Raw genomic sequence first — 18648 nt, 5'->3', positions numbered from 1 at the left:
AGTAGCGATCGCCACGGTTTTCTAAGCTAGAATACCAAAGTTGTATTTAGATACATCTGACAAGTCAATTGCCAAAGAGCCGTTATTTCTATGACTTACTACGTAATCTACGACGGTAATTGTAATCTCTGCGTTAGCCTAGTGCGATCGCTAGAAACCTTAGACCAAGGAAAGCTGTTTCGCTACGCACCTATGCAAGATGAGCAGACACTTTTACAGTGGGGAATTACAGCCCAAGATTGTGAACAGGGGGTGATTTTAATTGATGGTAATCAACCTCAAAGACGTTGGCAAGGTAGTAATGCAGCAGAAGAAATTGGGCGGTTATTGCCAGCAGGAAGTATATTTGTAGATGCTTATCGAGCCTTACCGGGGATGAAGTGGGCAGGCGATCGCTTTTACGAACAAATCCGCGATCATCGTTACACCATATTTGGTAAGCGTTCTAGTACCTATCAATCCTCGTATTGCGCGGATGGTAGCTGTAAGCCGTAGGGTAGCTTTAAAATCTCGTTTCCAGCCAGAGAGCGCTGTAAATGCTCCTCATGTGCTTCTGGCGTGAATTTGGAAGGCGGAGACTTAGAGAGGGCATTCCCAGTCGGAGACTGGGAACGAGGGACACCACTTACAACTAAATTGGTCATTAGACAGAGTTTGTTTGACGCGAAAATCCGCCTACAGGTGCTAGTAAAAAGTCTGGTAGACCAACCATTATGCTATCTGGCGTGTTTGTAAACATTGTGCAATCAATGACATTTGCGATCGCCATCGCGCCACAATTCGGCACAACATAACATCTGATGGGAGGATACTGCGTGAGAATTGGTGCTAACTACTTGGGTAACGGAGAATGTGAATTTACAGTTTGGTCTCCGCTATTAGATAGCGTTACGGTACAAATTTTGACCCCAGAGCAGCAGCTAATTCCGCTCAAGCCTACGTCTGAGGGATACTGGCAGACGAAAGTCAACGATGTGTATCCAGATACGCTTTATCGCTATGTCTTGAATGGTCAAGACACCTTTTCTGATCCGGCGTCGCACTATCAACCGGAAGGCGTGCATGGGCCATCTCAAATTATCGATCACCAATTTGAGTGGACAGACCAAGCATGGGCTGGCATTCCTGTGGAGTCGATGATTTTCTACGAACTCCACGTTGGCACATTCACACCGGAAGGAACTTTCACCGCGATCATTTCCCGCTTACCGGAACTGAGGGAACTGGGAATTAATGCTATTGAAATCATGCCCATCTCCCAGTTTCCCGGAGACACTCATATTGAGGCAACTCTTGCATATCGCAACTGGGGTTATGACGGCGTTTATCCCTTTGCTGTCCAAAATTCCTACGGTAGCCCAGCCGAACTTAAGCAACTGGTAAATGCTTGCCATCAACACGACATTGCTGTTGTATTGGATGTGGTGTATAACCACTTTGGACCAGAAGGCAACTATATGAGTCAGTTCGCGCCCTACTTTACTAAAACCTATAAAACGCCGTGGGGCGAAGCGCTGAATTTTGACGATGCCCATAGTCCAGGTGTGCGAAATTATTTTATCCAAAATGCGCTCTATTGGTTGGGCGAGTTCCATATAGATGCATTGCGGCTGGATGCGATTCAGGCAATTTACGACTTGGGAGCCAAGCATTTTTTGTGGGAACTCTCCGAAGCGGTTGATCAATTTTCACAACAAGGGCAAAAATGGAAACGCCATTTAATTGCTGAAAGTGACCTGAATAATCCCCAAATAATTCGTCCCGCCGAATTGGGTGGATATGGAATTGATGCTCAATGGAGTGATGATTTTCATCATGCATTGCACACATTGTTGACAGGCGATCGCCAAGGATATTATCACGATTTTGGGCAGTTGGCTGATTTGGCGAAAGCTTATAATGATACTTTTATCTACGATTGGAAGTACTCAGCCGATCGTAAACGTTTTCATGGTGTACCTTGCGGCGATCGCCCTTTATCACAGTTTACAGTCTGCATTCAGAATCACGATCAAATCGGCAATCAAATGAAAGGGGAACGCCTCAGCCAGAAGATATCTTTTGAGGGATTAAAGTTAGCTGCTGGCGCTGTGTTGCTCTCGCCCTACTTACCCCTGTTATTCATGGGAGAAGAATACGGCGAAACTGCACCCTTCATTTACTTTGTCAGTCACTCCGATCCCGATTTAATTCAAGCAGTTCGAGCCGGACGCAAACAAGAGTTTGAAGCGTTTCACTTTGCAGATGATCCCCCAGATCCCGAATCGGCAGAAACTTTTCTGCGTTCTAAGCTTAATTGGGAATTACGCAATAATGGTAAGCACAAAGTTCTCTGGGATTGGTATCGCCAGTTAATTAATTTACGCAAAACGCATCCAGCACTTCTCAACCAAGACCGCAATTTTATCCAAGCGACTAGCGATGAAGACAAGAAGTTAGTAATCGTGCGTCGTTGGTGCGAATCAAGTGAACTAATATTTGTGATGAATTTCAATTCGTCTCCAGTCACAGTTAGTCTACCAATTGGGCATAATTCTCACAAACTATTAGACTCAGCAGATACCTCATGGTCTGGGACTGGTTCCCAAGCCCCTGAACATCTGTCTGTAGGGCAAGAATTGACAGTAAAAGCTACTAGTATCGTCCTGTATGAACGCGAATGATTGACACTCTGCGGTCTAAAGACACGCAGATTCTTTAAGAGTTGCTTAAAAGGGATAGTCAAATATCCCTCTAGACGCTCAAAACAACTACCCCTAGAAGAGGTATTGCAATTACGCTTACTTTTCTTTTTCCTACTGCTTTCCGAGTCCATCAATATTTAGTGGTATTACGCTCCATGTTTTCCCATTACTTGTTTACCCAGGGCTGTAACTTGTACAGGTACGAGATAAATCAGGGGTCACTCCTTACAAAACACTTCTTAGCGCAGATGGTTATTCCTACTCACACTTTAATTTTAACATTTTTCACCCTTCTCTACGAGAGGCTGCGCCAACGACTACGCTTAGGGTTAAAACCACTCGTGGCGTGTTTCCTCCACTGCCTAAAAAAAGTCAAGTGGCTTCCACACGTCCAGCGATTCTCTTGTGAGTGGGGAGTAGGCTTGCCGTGAGCGTAGCCGAACCGGAGTGGGGGAGTTAAAGTTTTAAGCTCAGAGGTTCAACGCTCATGCTCAGAGGTTCAACGCTCATGCTCAGAGGTTCAACGCTCATGCTCAGAGGTTCAACTTTCATGCTCAGAGGTTCAACTTTCATGCTCAGAGGTTAAACGCTCATGCTCAGAGGTTCAACTTTCATGCTCAGAGGTTCGACGCTCATGCTCAGAGGTTCAACTTTCATGCTCAGAGGTTAAACGCTCATGCTCAGAGGTTCAACGCTCATGCTCAGAGGTTCAACTTTCATGCTCAAAACCTCAAACTCCCTCATCCCCCTCATCCCCCACCCTGCGGGTTCGCGTAGCGTTCCGTAGGAAAGCTAAAGCTACATCCCCCTCATCCCCACTCCCCACTAAAAACTATGCGAATTCCCACCGCAACTTATCGAATTCAGTTTACACCTGAGTTTAGCTTTGACAACGCTAGAGCGATCGCAACTTATCTAGCAGATTTAGGTATTTCCGATTTGTATGCTTCCCCGATTTTCAAAGCTCGAACCGGGAGTACGCACGGCTACGATATAGTAGATGCCACTCAACTAAACCCAGAACTGGGAACTAATGAATCCTTTGATGCATTGGTTGATAAAGTTCAATCCCTTGGTATGGGCTGGTTACAAGATATTGTACCCAACCACATGTCCTATACCAGCGAAAACCCTTACTTAATGGATGTATTGGAACACGGGCCAGATTCCAGTTATACCGACTACTTCGACCTTTCTTGGAATGCTCCCTTTGGCGATCGCCAAGAGCGAATTCTAGCACCGCTACTGGGAGACTTTTACGGCGTATCCTTGGAAAACGGACACATTCAACTACAATATGAAGAAAATGGTTTAACTGTAAACTATTACAGCTTGAAACTGCCACTGCGCTTAGAGTCTTACACAAAAGTTATCATTCATAATCTGGGTAAACTGACGCGCACACTGGGACGCAATCACCCCGATTTTATTAAACTATTGGGAATTCTCTACATTCTCAAAAATGTGCCTTCAGAAGTGGCGGGAAAACAACGACAAGACCAAATCGCATTTATTAAAGGATTGGTTTGGGAAATCTACACCACAAATGATGCCATCCGCGAGTTCATTGACGAAAATATCAAAACTTTCAATGGAGAACCGGGTAATTCCGAAAGCTTTAACCTCCTAGATGATTTACTGAATGACCAGTTTTATCGTCTCGCCTTCTGGAAAGTTGGGGCGGAGGAGATGAACTACCGCCGTTTCTTTACAGTCAATGAACTGATTTCGGTGAAAGTTGAAGAACTGCGGGTTTTTAATAACACCCACAGCTTCATTCAGAAGTTAGTTGAGGAGGGCAAATTTACAGGTTTACGGATTGATCATATTGATGGACTTTATAATCCAATCCAGTATCTGGAAAGGCTGCGGGAAAAAACGGGTGATGTTTATATCACTGTGGAAAAGATTTTAGAACTCACAGAAGACCTGCCGGAGAATTGGGAAATTGAAGGAACATCAGGATATGACTTTTTAAACTATGTAAATGGGGTATTTTGTCAAACAGAAAATCAATCACAGTTCGATAAAATCTACCAGAACTTTATCGGTTCAAAAGTAGATTATTCCACCATTGTCAAGGAGAAAAAGCACCTGATTTTGGAAAAAAATTTAGCAGGTGATATTGATAATCTGGCACTTTTGTTAAAGAACGTTTCCAGCAAATATCGCTACGGAAATGATTTTACACTGAATGGATTAAAAAGAGCGATCGCCGAAGTTTTGACACTGTTTCCGATTTACCGTACATATATTACACCCGATGGAATTGGAGAAAGCGATCGCGCTACCATTCAAGAAGTAATTCGCCAAGCCAAAGAACAAACGCCCCTGTTGCACCATGAACTGACCTTTATTGAAAAGTTAATGCTGCTAGAGTTTGATAATTCTCTGACTCAAACAGAACGCGAGCAGTGGATATATTTTGTCTTGCGAATGCAGCAATACAGCGGCCCGCTAATGGCCAAAGGCGTCGAAGACACAACATTATATGTTTATAATCGGTTGCTGTCGTTGAATGAAGTTGGAGGTAATCCCGGTCATTTTGGGATATCAGTAACCGAATTTCATGCCTTTAACCAACAGCACCAGATAACCTGGCCTCACACAATGAACACCACAGCCACCCACGACACCAAACGCGGCGAAGATGTCCGTGCAAGGTTGAATGTCCTCTCAGAAATCCCAGAGGAGTGGGAACAGCAGGTAAATACTTGGAGTGCCATGAATCGGGGAAATCGTAGCCATCGCCAGGGGTTTGCTATGCCCGATCGCAACGATGAGTATTTTATCTATCAAACGTTGGTAGGGGCTTTTCCTTTTGCCGAAGCAGATCATGCATTTTTCGTGGAACGGGTGAAAGACTATATAATTAAAGCAATTCGAGAAGCGAAAGTTCATACAGCATGGTTGCGACCTGATAGTGAGTACGAAGAAGCTTGTACTTCCTTTATTGAGAAAGTACTTGATCCTGCCATCTCCGGGGAATTTCTAGAAGTTTTTCGTCCCTTTCAACAGCGAATTGCAGACTATGGCATATTCAATTCCCTTTCCCAAACTCTACTAAAGATTACTGCACCCGGCGTACCGGACTTTTACCAGGGAACAGAACTTTGGGAACTAAGCCTAGTTGATCCAGATAATCGCCGTCCCGTAGATTTTGAACAGAGACGTACTTACTTAAACGTCATCCGCGAACAGGTAAAAACAGATATTCTCGGACTAATTCAGGAGTTACTCAACCACAAAACAGACGGCAGAATCAAACTATTTTTAACAGCTCAACTACTCCAAGTCAGAGCAAACTACGTCTCATTATTCCAGGACGGCGACTATTTACCGTTAAAAGTTGAAGGAACCTACGCCAATCACATTATCGCCTTTGCGCGGCGTGAGGGAAATCAAACAGCGATCGCGATCGCACCTCGCTTTTTAACCAGCCTCATCCAGCCTGGACAGAATCCCATAGGCGAGTTAATTTGGCAAGATACACATTTGCAATTACCCCCTGGAACATCCCTCACTTGGAAAAACGTCCTAACCCAGCAACCCTTACAAACTACAGAAACCCTATCGATCGCAACCGCCCTCGCCCATTTTCCAGTTGCCCTATTGATTAGTAGTGCCGAGTAAAAAATAAATCTACCTCACCCAGAAACGCAGAGAAAACCCCGTAAAACCTCTGCGTACCTCTGCGGTTCCCTCCGCGTCCCTTTGCGTTAAAAAATAATTCTATATGACCACTCCCCCAACACCCACCACCGCGCAAATTGACACCGTGCGATCGCACATCAAAAAAACGTGGAAAACCCTAACGCGATCGCACGAACACCTATTACAATCAGCCAAAGATACCAAACTAGACCACAAAACCGAGACTCCTTGGCTCGTCTACATTTCGCCTCAAGAAGATTGTCCCAACGTTCAGACTATTTTAGAGCGATCGCTATCTCCCAAGGATATGCAAAGAATTGAAATTCGCACTTTACCATCAGAAGTCGAAGCAATTAAAGAGCATGGATTATTATACCTACCAGGGCCTTATGTCGTACCAGGTGGGCGCTTCAACGAAATGTATGGCTGGGACAGCTACTTTATCTTACTGGGACTTTTGCGCGATGAAGAATGGGAGCTAGCGCAAAGCCAAGTAGATCAACTACTATACCAAGTGCAGCATTATGGCACCATCCTGAATTCCAACCGGACTTATATGCTGTCGCGATCGCAGCCTCCAGTCCTCAGCATGATGGTTTTGGCATTATTCCAGCACACCCAAGACGAAGAGTGGTTGAAGTCAACCGTACCGCTCCTAGAGCAATTTTACTATTCTTGGGTAGTACCGCCCCATCTAAATGCGGCAACAGGCTTATCTAGATTCTATGCTTTTGGGGAAGGTGCCGCGCCAGAAGTTTTGTTCTCCGAGCGGGATGAGGAGGGAAAAAGCCACTACGATCGCGTCAAGGAATATTACCAAACCTTTGAAGTTGAAGATTATGATGTGAATCTTTACTACGACCGCGAAAATGACGAACTGACCAATCTATTTTATAAGGGCGATCGCACCATGCGCGAGTCCGGTTTTGATATCACCAACCGATTTGGCCCTTTCAGCGCTGATATCCTCCATTACGCTCCTGTGTGCCTCAACAGTTTGCTGTATCAGATGGAACAAGATTTGGCGCAAATTAACCAGATTTTGGGGAAAGAAGAATTGGAGGAACAATGGCACGATCGTGCAGATATCCGCCGCGATCGCATCGATCAGTATCTCTGGGATGAAGAACAGGGAATATATCTCGACTATAATTTCCAGAGTGGAGAACGCCGCCGTTACGAATTTGCTACCACATTTTATCCTCTGTGGCTGGGAATTGCTTCTCCAACCCAAGCCAAGCGCGTCGCGGAAAATCTCTCTTTGTTTGAAGCCCCAGGCGGAATTTTTACCAGTACTCGTGTCACCGGAAACCAGTGGGATGCGCCCTTCGGTTGGGCACCACTGACATTAATTGCCGTCCTGGGACTTCACCGCTATGGGTATCAGACAGAAGGCGATCGTATTGCGAATAAATTCCTAGCTATGGTAATTAAAGAATTCGGGCGTCACAACACCCTGGTTGAGAAATATGATGTTGAACGTTGTTCTGCCAACGTTTCCGATGAAATCTGCTTTGGATATAGTTCTAACGAAGTTGGTTTTGGCTGGACAAATGGAGTTATTCTGGAACTTTTAGCAGCCCGTGGGAAAAAAGTTTAAATAAGATAAAGGCGTGAGTTTTTTCCTCACGCCTTTATCTTATTTATTACACTTAACTCTATTCGATTAATCTCTGCCCGAAAAGCCACCCCCAAAGAAAGGAGAACCTACTATGAGTATCTCGCCCAATCGACTTAAAGAACTCGAAAATATCCCTGATCCAGCGATTGATACTTCAGATATTCCTGAATTAGATCAGCAATTCTGGGAAACAGCCAAAATGGTAAAACCTGTTAGCCAAGAAGCCACATGAATTCAACTAGATCAAGATATTTTGGATTGGTTTAAAAACAGAAGCAAAGGCTAGCAATCTCTAATTAACTCCGCTCTCCACTCTTATATTGAGCATAATTCATCCCGATAACGCCTTACCTGACTAACTCGTACCAAATCATCAGGAATAATCACAATGGTTCGCACCGAGTTGTCCGTGTTAATTCCCTGGCGATCGCTGAATGGGTTGCACACTCAGGCGATAGCCGAGATTGTGCAGGATAAGGCTGATGGTTCGCAGTTCAGGGTTGCCTTCTGGCGACAAGATCCGGTAAAGATTTGGGCGATTTAAACCCGACCGTGCTTGGGCCACGTTCTGCAGCGCTTCTAGAAAAAACGCCAGATCACCATATTTCCTCAATCTTTCCCAACTTGCAACTAACGGCACAACAAATCTTTACGGCTGCGCGATCTGTCATTGAGTCAAATGGGATAAGATGCGGTCAGATTTTATAATATAACGATACGGATGACACCACAAGACGCACGACAATACGCACCAGCAACCCAGCGCAATAGCGAACCAATTATAGAAGTACTTTTACAAGTGTTGCCCAAGAGTGGCACGATATTGGAAATAGCAAGTGGTACTGGCGAACATGCAGTATTTTTTGCCCCCAAGCTCAGTCCTCGTCTGTGGCTGCCAACAGATGCAAATCCCCAATTACGAGCCAGCATTACTGCATGGGCTGAACACATTGGCTGTGATAATCTTTATCCACCGCTTGAGCTTGATGTCAGAGAACCAGTTTGGGCAGTGGAGAATCCGGCATTTGATTGGCTTAATAATCAGCCAATTGTGGCGATCGTCAACATCAATATGATTCACATTTCACCGTGGTCAGCCTGTCTGGGATTAATGGCAGGGGCAGGTCGGATCTTACCAGCAGGAGGTATCCTCTATTTATATGGGCCTTTTAAACAAGCTGGAGAACATACAGCAGCGAGTAATGCAGCTTTTGACGAATCTTTACGCGCCCAAAACCCAGAGTGGGGTGTACGTAACTTGGATGATGTTATCGCAGTCGCTAGCGCCCAAAATCTTACCTTGAAACAGACTTATCAAATGCCAGCAAATAATCTTTCAGTAGTGTTTGAACGTTCTGCTAATGAATAATTCCTAGACAGCTAGTCCACTAATATATGTTGACAAAAATCAAGCAAATGGCGTCAGAGGCTTTGATTTTTGCTCCCCAACGCTACAAGGGTTGGGTTGGGGGTATCTTCAAAATATTAAAACGTTAACCGAACTGTATTGGAATTCCTATATTCAGCACCTAATCATTATCATCTTTACGCTTATCGTAAGGCTCACCTTTAAAAGGTTGTACGCCAATAGTAGGATAAGAATCATCATTAGGCCCAAAAATCCGCATTGCAGCTTCAGAAATATACTGGGTTATGTTCGCAATGATTTTGGAAATAGCCATAATATTGGACTCCTTATTTCGAGTCGCTTTAATTGTGATGCCTATACTCTAATGCGGATATTCTTGACTAGCTCAGATTCTCAATATATCGAGATTATACGCAATGTTTATTCAGATAACTTCGCAATACTTTAGTTTTTCAAAAAGCCAAATTTTTCTCACCGATTCTAATCGTAACATAGTTATTTCTCCAACCCCAGTCTGGTAAACAAACTAAATTTATCAGGATATTATTTTCTTTCATTAGCCGCCTGTCCAATTCAGATTATTACTATTAATAAATATTAAATTATTGATAAATTTAGTATTAATTTGCCTATAAATCTACTGTTCTACGGCAATCTCAGAAAATATCCTTGCCGGGAGTTGACATTATTTATGGTAGATATTACCATAAATAGCAGAGGCATCTTGTAAGGTAGCTCTTGAATGACAACTCTTTTGCCAGATTTGGATTATGTACATAAACAGCAAAGCCAGCAAAACCAGGAACTAAACCTCTCTGGAGATGATTACAGCTTACTGACGGATCTTTATCAGTTGACGATGGCAGCTTGTTACACAGGCGAAGGTATAGAACAAAGACGGGCAAGCTTTGAGTTGTCTGTGAGGCGATTACCAGAGGGTTTTGGTTATTTAATTGCAATGGGGCTGACGCAGGCATTGGAATATTTAGCCAAATTTCGCTTTAATCCTTCGCAAATTGCGGCATTACAGGCAACGGGAATTTTTGCTCAAGCAAGCGATCGCTTTTGGTCACTTTTAGCCCAGGGAAAGTTTACAGGTGATGTTTGGGCAGTACCCGAGGGGACAGCCGTCTTTGCCAATCAACCACTGTTGCGGGTGGAAGCACCTCTTTGGCAAGCGCAACTAGTGGAAACTTACCTGCTAAATACGATTAATTACCAAACTTTGATTGCCACAAAAGCAGCACGGTTGCGGGATGTAGCGGGGGAGAAAGCAACACTTTTAGAATTTGGGACACGACGAGCATTTAGTCCCCAGGCTTCCTTGTGGGCGGCGCGGGCGGCGTTGGCAGGTGGGCTAGATTCCACTTCCAATGTGTTAGCAGCGCTACAACTGGGACAAAAGCCAAGTGGTACAATGGCACACGCCCTGGTTATGGCGTTGTCAGCAATAGAAGGCACTGAGGAACAAGCTTTTAGTGCATTTCATCGATATTTTCCGGGTGCGCCATTGCTGATTGATACTTACGATACCATTGCTGCTGCCCAGCGATTAGCCCAAAAAGTAAATTCCGGGGAAATGGAATTAACAGGAGTGAGATTGGACTCAGGAGATTTAGTTACCTTATCAAAACAGGTGCGATCGCTCCTTCCCGGTGTGCCAATTTTTGCTAGTGGCGACTTAGATGAGTGGGAAATTGCCAGATTAAAAGCTGCTGGGGCCGAGATTGATGGTTACGGATTGGGAACGCGATTAGTTACGGGTTCGCCTGTAAATGGAGTTTATAAACTCGTGGACATTGATGGCATCCCAGTGATGAAACAGTCGAGTGGTAAGGTTACTTATCCAGGGCGCAAGCAGATTTTTCGCTCGTTTACCGGAGGTAAGGTAAAAGCAGACAGGTTGGGACTTTTAGATGAAATTCCTCTGGAAGAAGAACCTTTGTTGCAATTGGTAATGCAGGAGGGTCAACGGGTGCAGCCGTTAGAGACTTTGGCAACAATTCGTCAGCGTACCGCCGCCTCAGTTGCCAGTTTGCCAGAACAGACACGGCGTTTGGATCATCCTGTAGCTGTAGAGGTGGAGATTTCTGAACAGTTACGAGTATTGACTGAAGAAACTAAAAAACGAACCGCCAAGGACGCAAAGTAAGATGATGAGAATTGCTTTGTTTGGTACTAGTGCCGATCCACCAACTGCTGGACATCAAAAAATTCTGAGTTGGTTGTCTGAGCGTTATGATTGGGTAGCGGTTTGGGCAGCAGATAATCCATTTAAGTCCCATCAAACACCCTTAGAGCATCGGGCGGCAATGCTGCAACTGTTGATTGCGGATATAGATTCGCCACGGCATAATATTGCTTTGGAACAAGAATTGAGTAGCTTCAGAACACTGGAAACAGTGGAAAAAGCGAAGCTTACTTGGGGTGAGGACGCTGAATTGACGTTGATTATTGGTTCAGATTTACTCAATCAGCTACCACGTTGGTATCGCATTGAAGATTTGTTACAAGAAGTGCAACTACTGATCGTGCCGCGACCCGGATATGCAATAGATGAGTCTAGTTCAGAGGTAGTGCAGAAGTTGGGAGGGAAGATTGCGATCGCTAGTCTGACCGGTCTAGATGTTTCCTCAACAGCCTACCGCGAACATGGAGATTCTGAAGCCCTCACAGCCCCTGTAATTGCCTATATTAATCGAGAGCATTTGTACGAATGCCAGGACATTTCCCAAAAAAGATACCAACTCCGCTAAACCAACAACCTTTGGCCGATTTCAAGGTTGGTGTTGATAATGTAATTTTTTCTGTAGATACTGCCCAAAATCGGTTGTTAGTTCTACTAGTAATGCGACAGCAAGAACCATTTTTAAATCATTGGAGTCTTCCCGGTACTTTGGTGCGTCCAGGAGAGTCTTTAGAAGATGCCGCCTATCGCATTATGGCAGAGAAAATTAAGGTCAACAATCTCTATTTAGAACAACTGTATACCTTTGGCGGGCCGAATCGCGATCCACGGGAAGCAACCGATAGTTATAATGTACGTTATCTATCAGTTAGTTACTTTGCTTTAGTGCGATTTGAGGAAGCCGAATTGATTGCCGATCGCATGACTGGTATAGCTTGGTATCCGGTAAAAGAAGTGCCGCAATTAGCTTTTGACCATAATGAAATTCTGGCCTATGGACACAGGCGGTTGCGAAATAAATTAGAGTATAGTCCGGTGGCTTTTGAAGTCTTGCCAGAAATGTTCACCTTGAATGATTTATATCAGTTATACGCCACAGTTTTAGGTGACAATTTTTCCGATTATTCTAATTTTCGGGCGCGTCTACTCAAGTTAGGTTTTTTATGCGATACCGGAATTAAGGTATCACGGGGAGCCGGTCGTCCAGCTAGTTTGTATAAGTTTGACGCTGAAGCTTTTGCTCCCTTAAAAGATAAACCTTTGGTGTTTATTTAAGTAATTGTTACGCATAGTCCAGAATAAGTTATTTTGAGCATTTACCAATGACCAATACTTCTCTAGGAGAGGCTGCGCCAACGACAACGCTCAGTACAAGTGACCAATAACCAATGACTAATGACTAAATACAATGAAAATAGCGATCGCTCAAATTAATCCGACAATTGGTGATTTGCTTTTAAATGCCCAAAAAATCCTGGAGGCGGCACAACAAGCAGCATCTAGCGGTGTACGTTTGTTGTTGACACCAGAGCTTTCTTTGTGTGGCTATCCACCAAGAGATTTATTACTAAATCCTAGTTTTGTGTCAGCAATGGGCATGACTTTAGAGAAGTTAGCCCAAGATTTACCACCAAATTTAGCTGTGTTCGTAGGAACTGTTGAACAGAACCTCGAAGCGTCTATTACTGGCGGTAAAACTTTATTTAATAGCATGGCTTTGTTAGAGAATGGCAAGGTAAAGCAACTTTTTCACAAGCGACTTTTGCCTACTTACGATGTATTTGATGAACGTCGCTATTTTGAACCAGGATTGCAAGCTAATTATTTCACTCTAGATAATATTCATATTGGCGTAACTATTTGCGAAGATTTATGGAACGATGAGGAATTTTGGGGCAAACGTAGTTATACAGTGAATCCAATTGCTGACTTAGCAATTCTCGGTGTAGATTTGATTGTAAATTTGTCTGCTTCGCCCTACAGTTTCAGCAAGCAGCAGTTTCGAGAAACCATTCTTAAGTATAGTGCAGTGCGTTTTCAACAACCGATTATTTATGCTAATCAGGTTGGGGGAAATGATGACCTAATTTTTGATGGGCGTAGTTTTGCCTTGAATCGTCAAGGTGAAATTATCTGTCGCGCCCGTGGCTTTGACACAGATTTAGTGGTAGTTGAATTTGATGAGACGCAACGAGATTTGCATCTGGGTTCTATAGCACCTGTGTATGAATCGGAAGATGAAGAAATTTGGCAAGCTTTGGTTTTAGGAGTCCGAGATTACGCTCGTAAATGTCGCTTTTCTAAAGTAGTGTTGGGTTTAAGTGGTGGGATTGACTCTGCAATAGTAGCTGCGATCGCAGCTGCGGCACTTGGTAAAGAAAATGTCCTGGGTGTTCTCATGCCTTCCCCTTACAGTTCTGAGCATTCCATTAGTGATGCTGAGGCATTAGCCGAAAATTTGGGGATTAAGACTAATCTTTTACCAATTGGGGAGTTAATGCAAGGCTTTGATCAAACTTTAGGGGATTTGTTTGCAGGTACAGAGTTTGGACTGGCAGAAGAGAATATACAATCTCGGATTCGCGGTAATTTATTAATGGCGATCGCTAATAAATTTGGCTATCTCCTTTTATCTACTGGTAACAAGTCAGAAATGGCTGTCGGTTACTGTACCCTCTACGGCGATATGAATGGCGGATTAGCGGTAATTGCAGATGTTCCTAAAACCCGTGTTTATTCAGTTTGCCACTGGTTAAATCGCAATAATGAAATCATCCCGCAAAACGTCCTAACTAAACCACCCAGCGCCGAACTCAAACCAGGTCAAGTTGATCAAGACTCTCTACCGCCTTACGAAATTTTGGACGATATTTTGCAACGCCTGATTAATAATCATCAATCAGCAACGCAAATTGTTGCAGCAGGTCACGATCCGGTAATTGTAGACCGAGTAATCCAAATGGTGGCGCGGGCTGAATTTAAACGGCGACAAGCACCCCCCGGTTTAAAAATCACCGATCGCGCTTTTGGAACTGGTTGGCGAATGCCAATTGCTAGTAATTGGGTTGGTGTCAAAAATGCTTACCAGACTAAAAGTATAGCTACGCCTAACCTTAGTTTGTTGTGATGGACAAGATGCCCATCCGCAAATCAAGTAAAAAGTGTGTAGGCGTAGAGACATCGCTTGACCTCAAAAGGCGATGTTTCTACCTGTCAACCTCACCAATAATTTAATTTTACTCATCTAAACGGTGTGCGATCGCATTCAGCAATGGCTCAAAGTCTGATTCACTGTGGATCTCAGGGGTAAGCGTGTTCATATTTTGAAGGATATCCGCCAGTTCATCAATGGTGGCTCTAATTTCTGTATATTCGTTGATTGACCTTGTTAAGCTTGGCACGTTTGCAGAAGAAGACAATAGTTTGATTTTTGTTTCTAGTTTTTGAATTTCTGCTTCCCAATGGATTACATAATCTGCACGATCAACAGGATCATATATTTTTGCATCTGCTAACACAATAGGGAAAATTCGATCATAAAATTCTCCGTTTTTAGCAATTTGCACTAGCTCAAACATACAATTGGGAAATTTTAAATACTTGTCACTAATAACTGCGATGTCTACGACGAGCTACGCTAACGCACATTTACCGCGTCCAATCCGTTCCATGAAGGCTTTAATTAGTCTTTTGTAGCCCAAATCGCGTTTATCGCGGATGATTTTGATTCCTTTTGCCTGCAAAATCTCATCCAGTTGATTGACAAATTGCTCACTTTCTCCACCCTAAGCATAAGAGAGAAAAATTTCCTTCTCGAATTCTGGTGTAGGTAAACGATTTACCACGCAATTTTCTTCTTGATCCTGTTCACGTTGTCGTTCCTGTCGTTCTTTTTTGAGTTCGATGCCGTCAAGCAGTTGTTGAGCATTGAATGGTTCTATCAAACCTGGAGGAATGATAGGTAAGTTCTTCTCTTCATAAACGAGCAGGTTTTCGTAGTCCACAACAATATTGGGGTGTCCCGGAATCGGTACTTTTTCTTCTGGTAGTAACCCTTTAATAGTTTGGTGGATGGCATAAAACTGAGAACGGATCATTGCTAGCAATTCTCGTCGAGTGGAGGATGAGCCGCTGATCATGATGAAGATTTTGCGGTCTTCCTGATCGCTTTTGACAAGTGCCCGATTACCACGATGTTTGAGAACGATGCCACTACGCCACCAAGTCTGGCGATCGCTGTGGTGGTGCATCCGTACAATAAAGCGAGAGATGATACTGTTGGGGAGGACGCTGTAATGATACTGGAATGCCAAACCACTTTCCCAATCCCCTGTGGCGGGTTCTTCTTTAGGCAATAAGTCAGGGATCAGGAAGCGATCGCCGTTGCCATCTTCTAGTGGAAAGCAGAGTTCAAACTTCCGCATCATATCCACAATGAATAATGGCTTATTGCCAGGATAGCGGGAGTTATCCAGAATCCGGTTAAGTTGAGTGCGATCAAGAATACCCCGAAATTCAGTCATCAGCCGATTATCGTTGAGAATCTTGTAAACTCCATTTGTGACCCATTCTGGATTTAAAACTCCCATTTCTGCCAAACGCGGATCATCCCTGAAATTTAGAACAATACCAAGTTGATGCAAAAGTTCAATCAGTGTAGTTTGACTTAATGGATCACTAACCTGCTCCTCATGGGATAGGCTTTCGTATTCACTATAGGGGATATAGTCTTGTTCCATTTGTTCCAAGCGGGTTTTGACCTGGAACCAGCTTTGGGATAATGGATCGTGGATGTGATCTAAGTTGGCAATTTGGTTAGTAATAGCTGAGTGCAATTGCTCTAGACCTTCCCCAGTCTGACAGGATATAGGCATGATGCCTTTAATAGCGGAGTATTTCTGGCACAAACCGCGCTGATCGATGTCGAGGGGATGTTGGTCAATTTTGTTGCCAACGATCAAAATAGGGGAATCGTTGCTAAAACTCTGGATAATCTTCAGCCAGTATTCTAGTTTGTTTTGCAGTTCATCTAAGCGAGAATCAAGCACTAGCAAATAAAGGCTGCGTTTAGTCAGAAAGAACTGGTGGGTGGCGTGCATGATTTCTTGTCCACCAAAGTCCCACACGTTGAGCCGGATTAACTGATCGTTGACAGGAATCTGCCAGTTTCTAATATTGATGCCTTCCCTCTTGCCTTCGTGGGGATTGTAGCAGTTATCGATTAGCCGTTTAACAAGAGAGGTTTTACCAACACTACCCTGACCAACTAGTAGCATTTTGGCTTCATTGAGAGGTTTTTTTTCTTCTTTCTGAAGTTGGAAAAAATAATTGAGAATCGTAGATGGATCGCCAGGATTTCTCCGAAGATCCGCCACTCCTAAAATTTCAGGTGGAATAGGAAGTTTGTTGCCTCTTAGGTCTAATCTTTTAAGCTTGGTGAGTTTCCAGATTTCCTTAGGTACTGTGTCTAGAAGGTTGTTGCGAAGGTTTAACCTGCTCAGTTCAAAAAGCTGCTCAATTCCATCAGGCAGTATTTTTATTCGTCCATCACGTAGGTCAAGTAGAGTCAAGTTGGTGAGTTTCCATATTTCTACAGGCAAAGTTTCTAGTCTACTATAACTGAGCTTGAGTTCTTCTAATTTAGTAAGTTGACCAATTTCTGCTGGTAGCATCGTCAGTGGATTGTTGTTGAGATCAAGCTCACTGATGTTAGTGAGTTGACTAATCTCTGCTAGGAGTGTCGTCAGTTGATTGTTGCTGAGGTGAAGCCAGTTGAGATTGGAGAGTTGACCAATTTCTGCTGGCAGTGTTGTCAGTTGATTGTTACTGAGGTCAAGCGCACTGAGTTTGATGAGTTGACCAATTTCTGCTAGCAGTATCATCAGTTGATTATTACTGAGGTAAAGCGCACTGAGTTTGATGAGTTGACCAATTTCTGTTGGTAGCGTCGTCAGTTGATTATTACTGAGGTCAAGGTAGATGAGATTGGAGAGTTGACCAATCTCTGCTGGCAACGTCGTAAGTTGATTTGAGTGGAGGTGAACCTCTCTGAGGTTGGAGAGTTGACCAATTTCTGCTGGCAGGGTCGTCAGTTGATTGTTGTTGAGGTTAAGGTTGCTGAGATTGGAGAGTTGACCAATCTCTATTGGCAATGTCGTTAGTTGATTGTCCGATATTAAAAGCCAGTCGAGGTTAGAGAGTTGACCAATCTCCACTAGCAGGGTCGTCAGTTGATTATTACTGAGGTCAAGGTAGATGAGATTGGAGAGTTGACCAATCTCTGCTGGCAACGTCGTAAGTTGATTTGAGTGGAGGTGAACCTCTCTGAGGTTGGAGAGTTGACCAATTTCTGCTGGCAGGGTCGTCAGTTGATTGTTGTTGAGGTTAAGGTTGCTGAGATTGGAGAGTTGACCAATCTCTATTGGCAGTGTCGTTAGTTGATTGTCCGATATTACAAGCCAGTCGAGGTTAGAGAGTTGACCAATCTCCACTGGCAGCATCGTCAGTTGATTATAGCTGAGGTCAAGCTTACTGAGGTTGGAGAGTTTACCAATCTCCCCTGGCAGCGTCGTTAATTTATTGCTGCCAAGATAAAGCACGTTGAGATTGGTCAACTCACCAATCTCTGCTGGCAGCGTCGTCAGTTGATTGTTGCTGAGGTAAAGCTTACTGAGGTTGGAGAGTTGACCAATCTCTGCTGGCAGTATCGTTAGTTGACTCGAGTAGAGGTAAAGCGTATTGAGGTTTATGAGTTGACCAATCTCTGCTGGCAGGGTTGTTAAGCCTTCGGCATAAAGGACTAATGTTGCCGCCTTGTCTCTAGCAGCTTGTTCAATAATTTCCAGCAGTTCTTCGTTAGTCATTTCGGGTTTTACAGAGGCGATGCCTGACAAAGATTTGCTGCTTGGACGCGCAGCAGAGAAATTGAGCTAATTAATAATTTAGCCTGTATTAAGGATTGGATTGAGGCAATGTGCGTTTGCCTAGCCCGCCCTTAGACATCATCGCAGACTCCTGCGCCCCTACAAAATCGTTCACCATTCAACCTCTGAACTCAAACCATATTACGGAAAAAAATTTAATATATATTGCCAATAAATAGTTTTTTATTCAGTATAATATCTGTGAATTT

15 protein-coding genes are annotated in these 18648 nt (G+C 43.7%); 10 read left to right on the top strand and 5 right to left on the bottom strand.

The genetic code is table 11. The features are described from left to right. Window positions 1–90 precede the first annotated feature (90 nt). Complete coding sequence (locus V7K15_RS12955; RefSeq protein WP_334905900.1) at window positions 91–495, top strand: thiol-disulfide oxidoreductase DCC family protein; 405 nt, start codon at window positions 91–93, stop codon at window positions 493–495. Between the two features lie 148 nt (window positions 496–643). Here V7K15_RS12955 and V7K15_RS12950 read toward each other — a convergent pair whose 3' ends face one another. Further along, on the bottom strand, window positions 644–787 hold the full coding sequence (locus tag V7K15_RS12950; protein WP_334905899.1) for a hypothetical protein: 144 nt from the start codon (window positions 785–787) through the stop codon (window positions 644–646). Between the two features lie 28 nt (window positions 788–815). On the opposite strand from V7K15_RS12950, the gene treZ reads away from it, so the two are divergent. The 4 genes from treZ to V7K15_RS12930 all read left to right on the top strand — a co-directional run bounded on the left by treZ (window position 816) and on the right by V7K15_RS12930 (window position 8191). Beyond that, window positions 816–2663, top strand: a complete 1848-nt coding sequence (treZ, locus tag V7K15_RS12945; RefSeq protein WP_334905898.1) for a malto-oligosyltrehalose trehalohydrolase — start codon at window positions 816–818, stop codon at window positions 2661–2663. 855 nt (window positions 2664–3518) lie between these two features. Next, window positions 3519–6317 (top strand): malto-oligosyltrehalose synthase, encoded by a 2799-nt coding sequence (gene treY, locus V7K15_RS12940; RefSeq protein WP_334905897.1) that lies wholly within the window; start codon window positions 3519–3521, stop codon window positions 6315–6317. Between the two features lie 103 nt (window positions 6318–6420). Then, the gene (locus V7K15_RS12935) at window positions 6421–7938 is read left to right on the top strand and encodes a trehalase family glycosidase (protein WP_334905896.1); all 1518 of its coding nucleotides are present in this window, start codon (window positions 6421–6423) and stop codon (window positions 7936–7938) included. Between the two features lie 112 nt (window positions 7939–8050). Further along, the gene (locus V7K15_RS12930) at window positions 8051–8191 is read left to right on the top strand and encodes a hypothetical protein (protein ID WP_334905895.1); all 141 of its coding nucleotides are present in this window, start codon (window positions 8051–8053) and stop codon (window positions 8189–8191) included. Window positions 8192–8371: 180 nt separating this feature from the next. On the opposite strand, the gene V7K15_RS12925 is transcribed toward V7K15_RS12930, so the two are convergent. Further along, a complete protein-coding gene (locus tag V7K15_RS12925; protein WP_334905915.1) occupies window positions 8372–8524 on the bottom strand; it encodes a helix-turn-helix domain-containing transcriptional regulator in 153 nt (50 codons plus the stop codon). A 156-nt stretch (window positions 8525–8680) separates the two neighbouring features. Between V7K15_RS12925 and V7K15_RS12920 the strand changes: the two genes are divergently transcribed. Beyond that, a complete protein-coding gene (locus V7K15_RS12920) occupies window positions 8681–9328 on the top strand; it encodes a DUF938 domain-containing protein (RefSeq protein ID WP_334905894.1) in 648 nt (215 codons plus the stop codon). Between the two features lie 160 nt (window positions 9329–9488). Here V7K15_RS12920 and V7K15_RS12915 read toward each other — a convergent pair whose 3' ends face one another. After that, complete coding sequence (locus tag V7K15_RS12915; protein ID WP_334905893.1) at window positions 9489–9641, bottom strand: hypothetical protein; 153 nt, start codon at window positions 9639–9641, stop codon at window positions 9489–9491. 429 nt (window positions 9642–10070) lie between these two features. Between V7K15_RS12915 and V7K15_RS12910 the strand changes: the two genes are divergently transcribed. From V7K15_RS12910 to V7K15_RS12895, 4 genes are all read left to right on the top strand, one after another. Further along, window positions 10071–11480: a nicotinate phosphoribosyltransferase gene (locus tag V7K15_RS12910; protein WP_334905892.1), complete on the top strand. Its 1410-nt coding sequence runs from the start codon at window positions 10071–10073 to the stop codon at window positions 11478–11480. A 4-nt stretch (window positions 11481–11484) separates the two neighbouring features. Next, the gene (locus V7K15_RS12905) at window positions 11485–12084 is read left to right on the top strand and encodes a nicotinate-nucleotide adenylyltransferase (RefSeq protein WP_334905914.1); all 600 of its coding nucleotides are present in this window, start codon (window positions 11485–11487) and stop codon (window positions 12082–12084) included. Next, on the top strand, window positions 12045–12791 hold the full coding sequence (locus tag V7K15_RS12900; protein ID WP_334905891.1) for an NUDIX hydrolase: 747 nt from the start codon (window positions 12045–12047) through the stop codon (window positions 12789–12791). The genes V7K15_RS12905 and V7K15_RS12900 overlap by 40 nt, the downstream gene beginning before the upstream one ends. A gap of 133 nt (window positions 12792–12924) precedes the next feature. Continuing rightward, on the top strand, window positions 12925–14643 hold the full coding sequence (locus tag V7K15_RS12895) for an NAD+ synthase (protein WP_334905890.1): 1719 nt from the start codon (window positions 12925–12927) through the stop codon (window positions 14641–14643). A gap of 109 nt (window positions 14644–14752) precedes the next feature. On the opposite strand, the gene V7K15_RS12890 is transcribed toward V7K15_RS12895, so the two are convergent. Both V7K15_RS12890 and V7K15_RS12885 read right to left on the bottom strand, forming a co-directional pair. Continuing rightward, window positions 14753–15094 carry a hypothetical protein gene (locus tag V7K15_RS12890; RefSeq protein WP_334905889.1) on the bottom strand — a complete coding sequence of 114 codons (342 nt, stop codon included), beginning with the start codon at window positions 15092–15094 and terminating at the stop codon, window positions 14753–14755. A 207-nt stretch (window positions 15095–15301) separates the two neighbouring features. Continuing rightward, the gene (locus V7K15_RS12885) at window positions 15302–18379 is read right to left on the bottom strand and encodes a leucine-rich repeat domain-containing protein (protein ID WP_334905888.1); all 3078 of its coding nucleotides are present in this window, start codon (window positions 18377–18379) and stop codon (window positions 15302–15304) included. Between the last annotated feature and the right edge of the window lie 269 nt (window positions 18380–18648).

The organism is Nostoc sp., assembly GCF_036919815.1.
In the GTDB taxonomy this organism is placed as follows: Bacteria; Cyanobacteriota; Cyanobacteriia; order Cyanobacteriales; family Nostocaceae; genus Nostoc.
The sequence above is the reverse complement of the archived record's forward strand: the minus strand, read 5'-3'. Positions and strand labels throughout refer to the sequence as shown.

Excerpts from the sequence above, each read along its gene's own strand:
- V7K15_RS12900 (WP_334905891.1), top strand. The coding sequence starts at position 12,045 with ATGCCAGGACATTTCCCAAAAAAGATACCAACTCCGCTAAACCAACAA.
- V7K15_RS12935 (WP_334905896.1), top strand. The coding sequence starts at position 6,421 with ATGACCACTCCCCCAACACCCACCACCGCGCAAATTGACACCGTGCGA.
- V7K15_RS12910 (WP_334905892.1), top strand. The coding sequence starts at position 10,071 with ATGACAACTCTTTTGCCAGATTTGGATTATGTACATAAACAGCAAAGC.
- treY (WP_334905897.1), top strand. The coding sequence starts at position 3,519 with ATGCGAATTCCCACCGCAACTTATCGAATTCAGTTTACACCTGAGTTT.
- V7K15_RS12905 (WP_334905914.1), top strand. The coding sequence starts at position 11,485 with ATGAGAATTGCTTTGTTTGGTACTAGTGCCGATCCACCAACTGCTGGA.
- V7K15_RS12895 (WP_334905890.1), top strand. The coding sequence starts at position 12,925 with ATGAAAATAGCGATCGCTCAAATTAATCCGACAATTGGTGATTTGCTT.
- V7K15_RS12890 (WP_334905889.1), bottom strand. The coding sequence starts at position 15,094 with ATGTTTGAGCTAGTGCAAATTGCTAAAAACGGAGAATTTTATGATCGA.
- V7K15_RS12885 (WP_334905888.1), bottom strand. The coding sequence starts at position 18,379 with ATGACTAACGAAGAACTGCTGGAAATTATTGAACAAGCTGCTAGAGAC.
- V7K15_RS12920 (WP_334905894.1), top strand. The coding sequence starts at position 8,681 with ATGACACCACAAGACGCACGACAATACGCACCAGCAACCCAGCGCAAT.
- V7K15_RS12915 (WP_334905893.1), bottom strand. The coding sequence starts at position 9,641 with ATGGCTATTTCCAAAATCATTGCGAACATAACCCAGTATATTTCTGAA.
- V7K15_RS12955 (WP_334905900.1), top strand. The coding sequence starts at position 91 with ATGACTTACTACGTAATCTACGACGGTAATTGTAATCTCTGCGTTAGC.
- V7K15_RS12930 (WP_334905895.1), top strand. The coding sequence starts at position 8,051 with ATGAGTATCTCGCCCAATCGACTTAAAGAACTCGAAAATATCCCTGAT.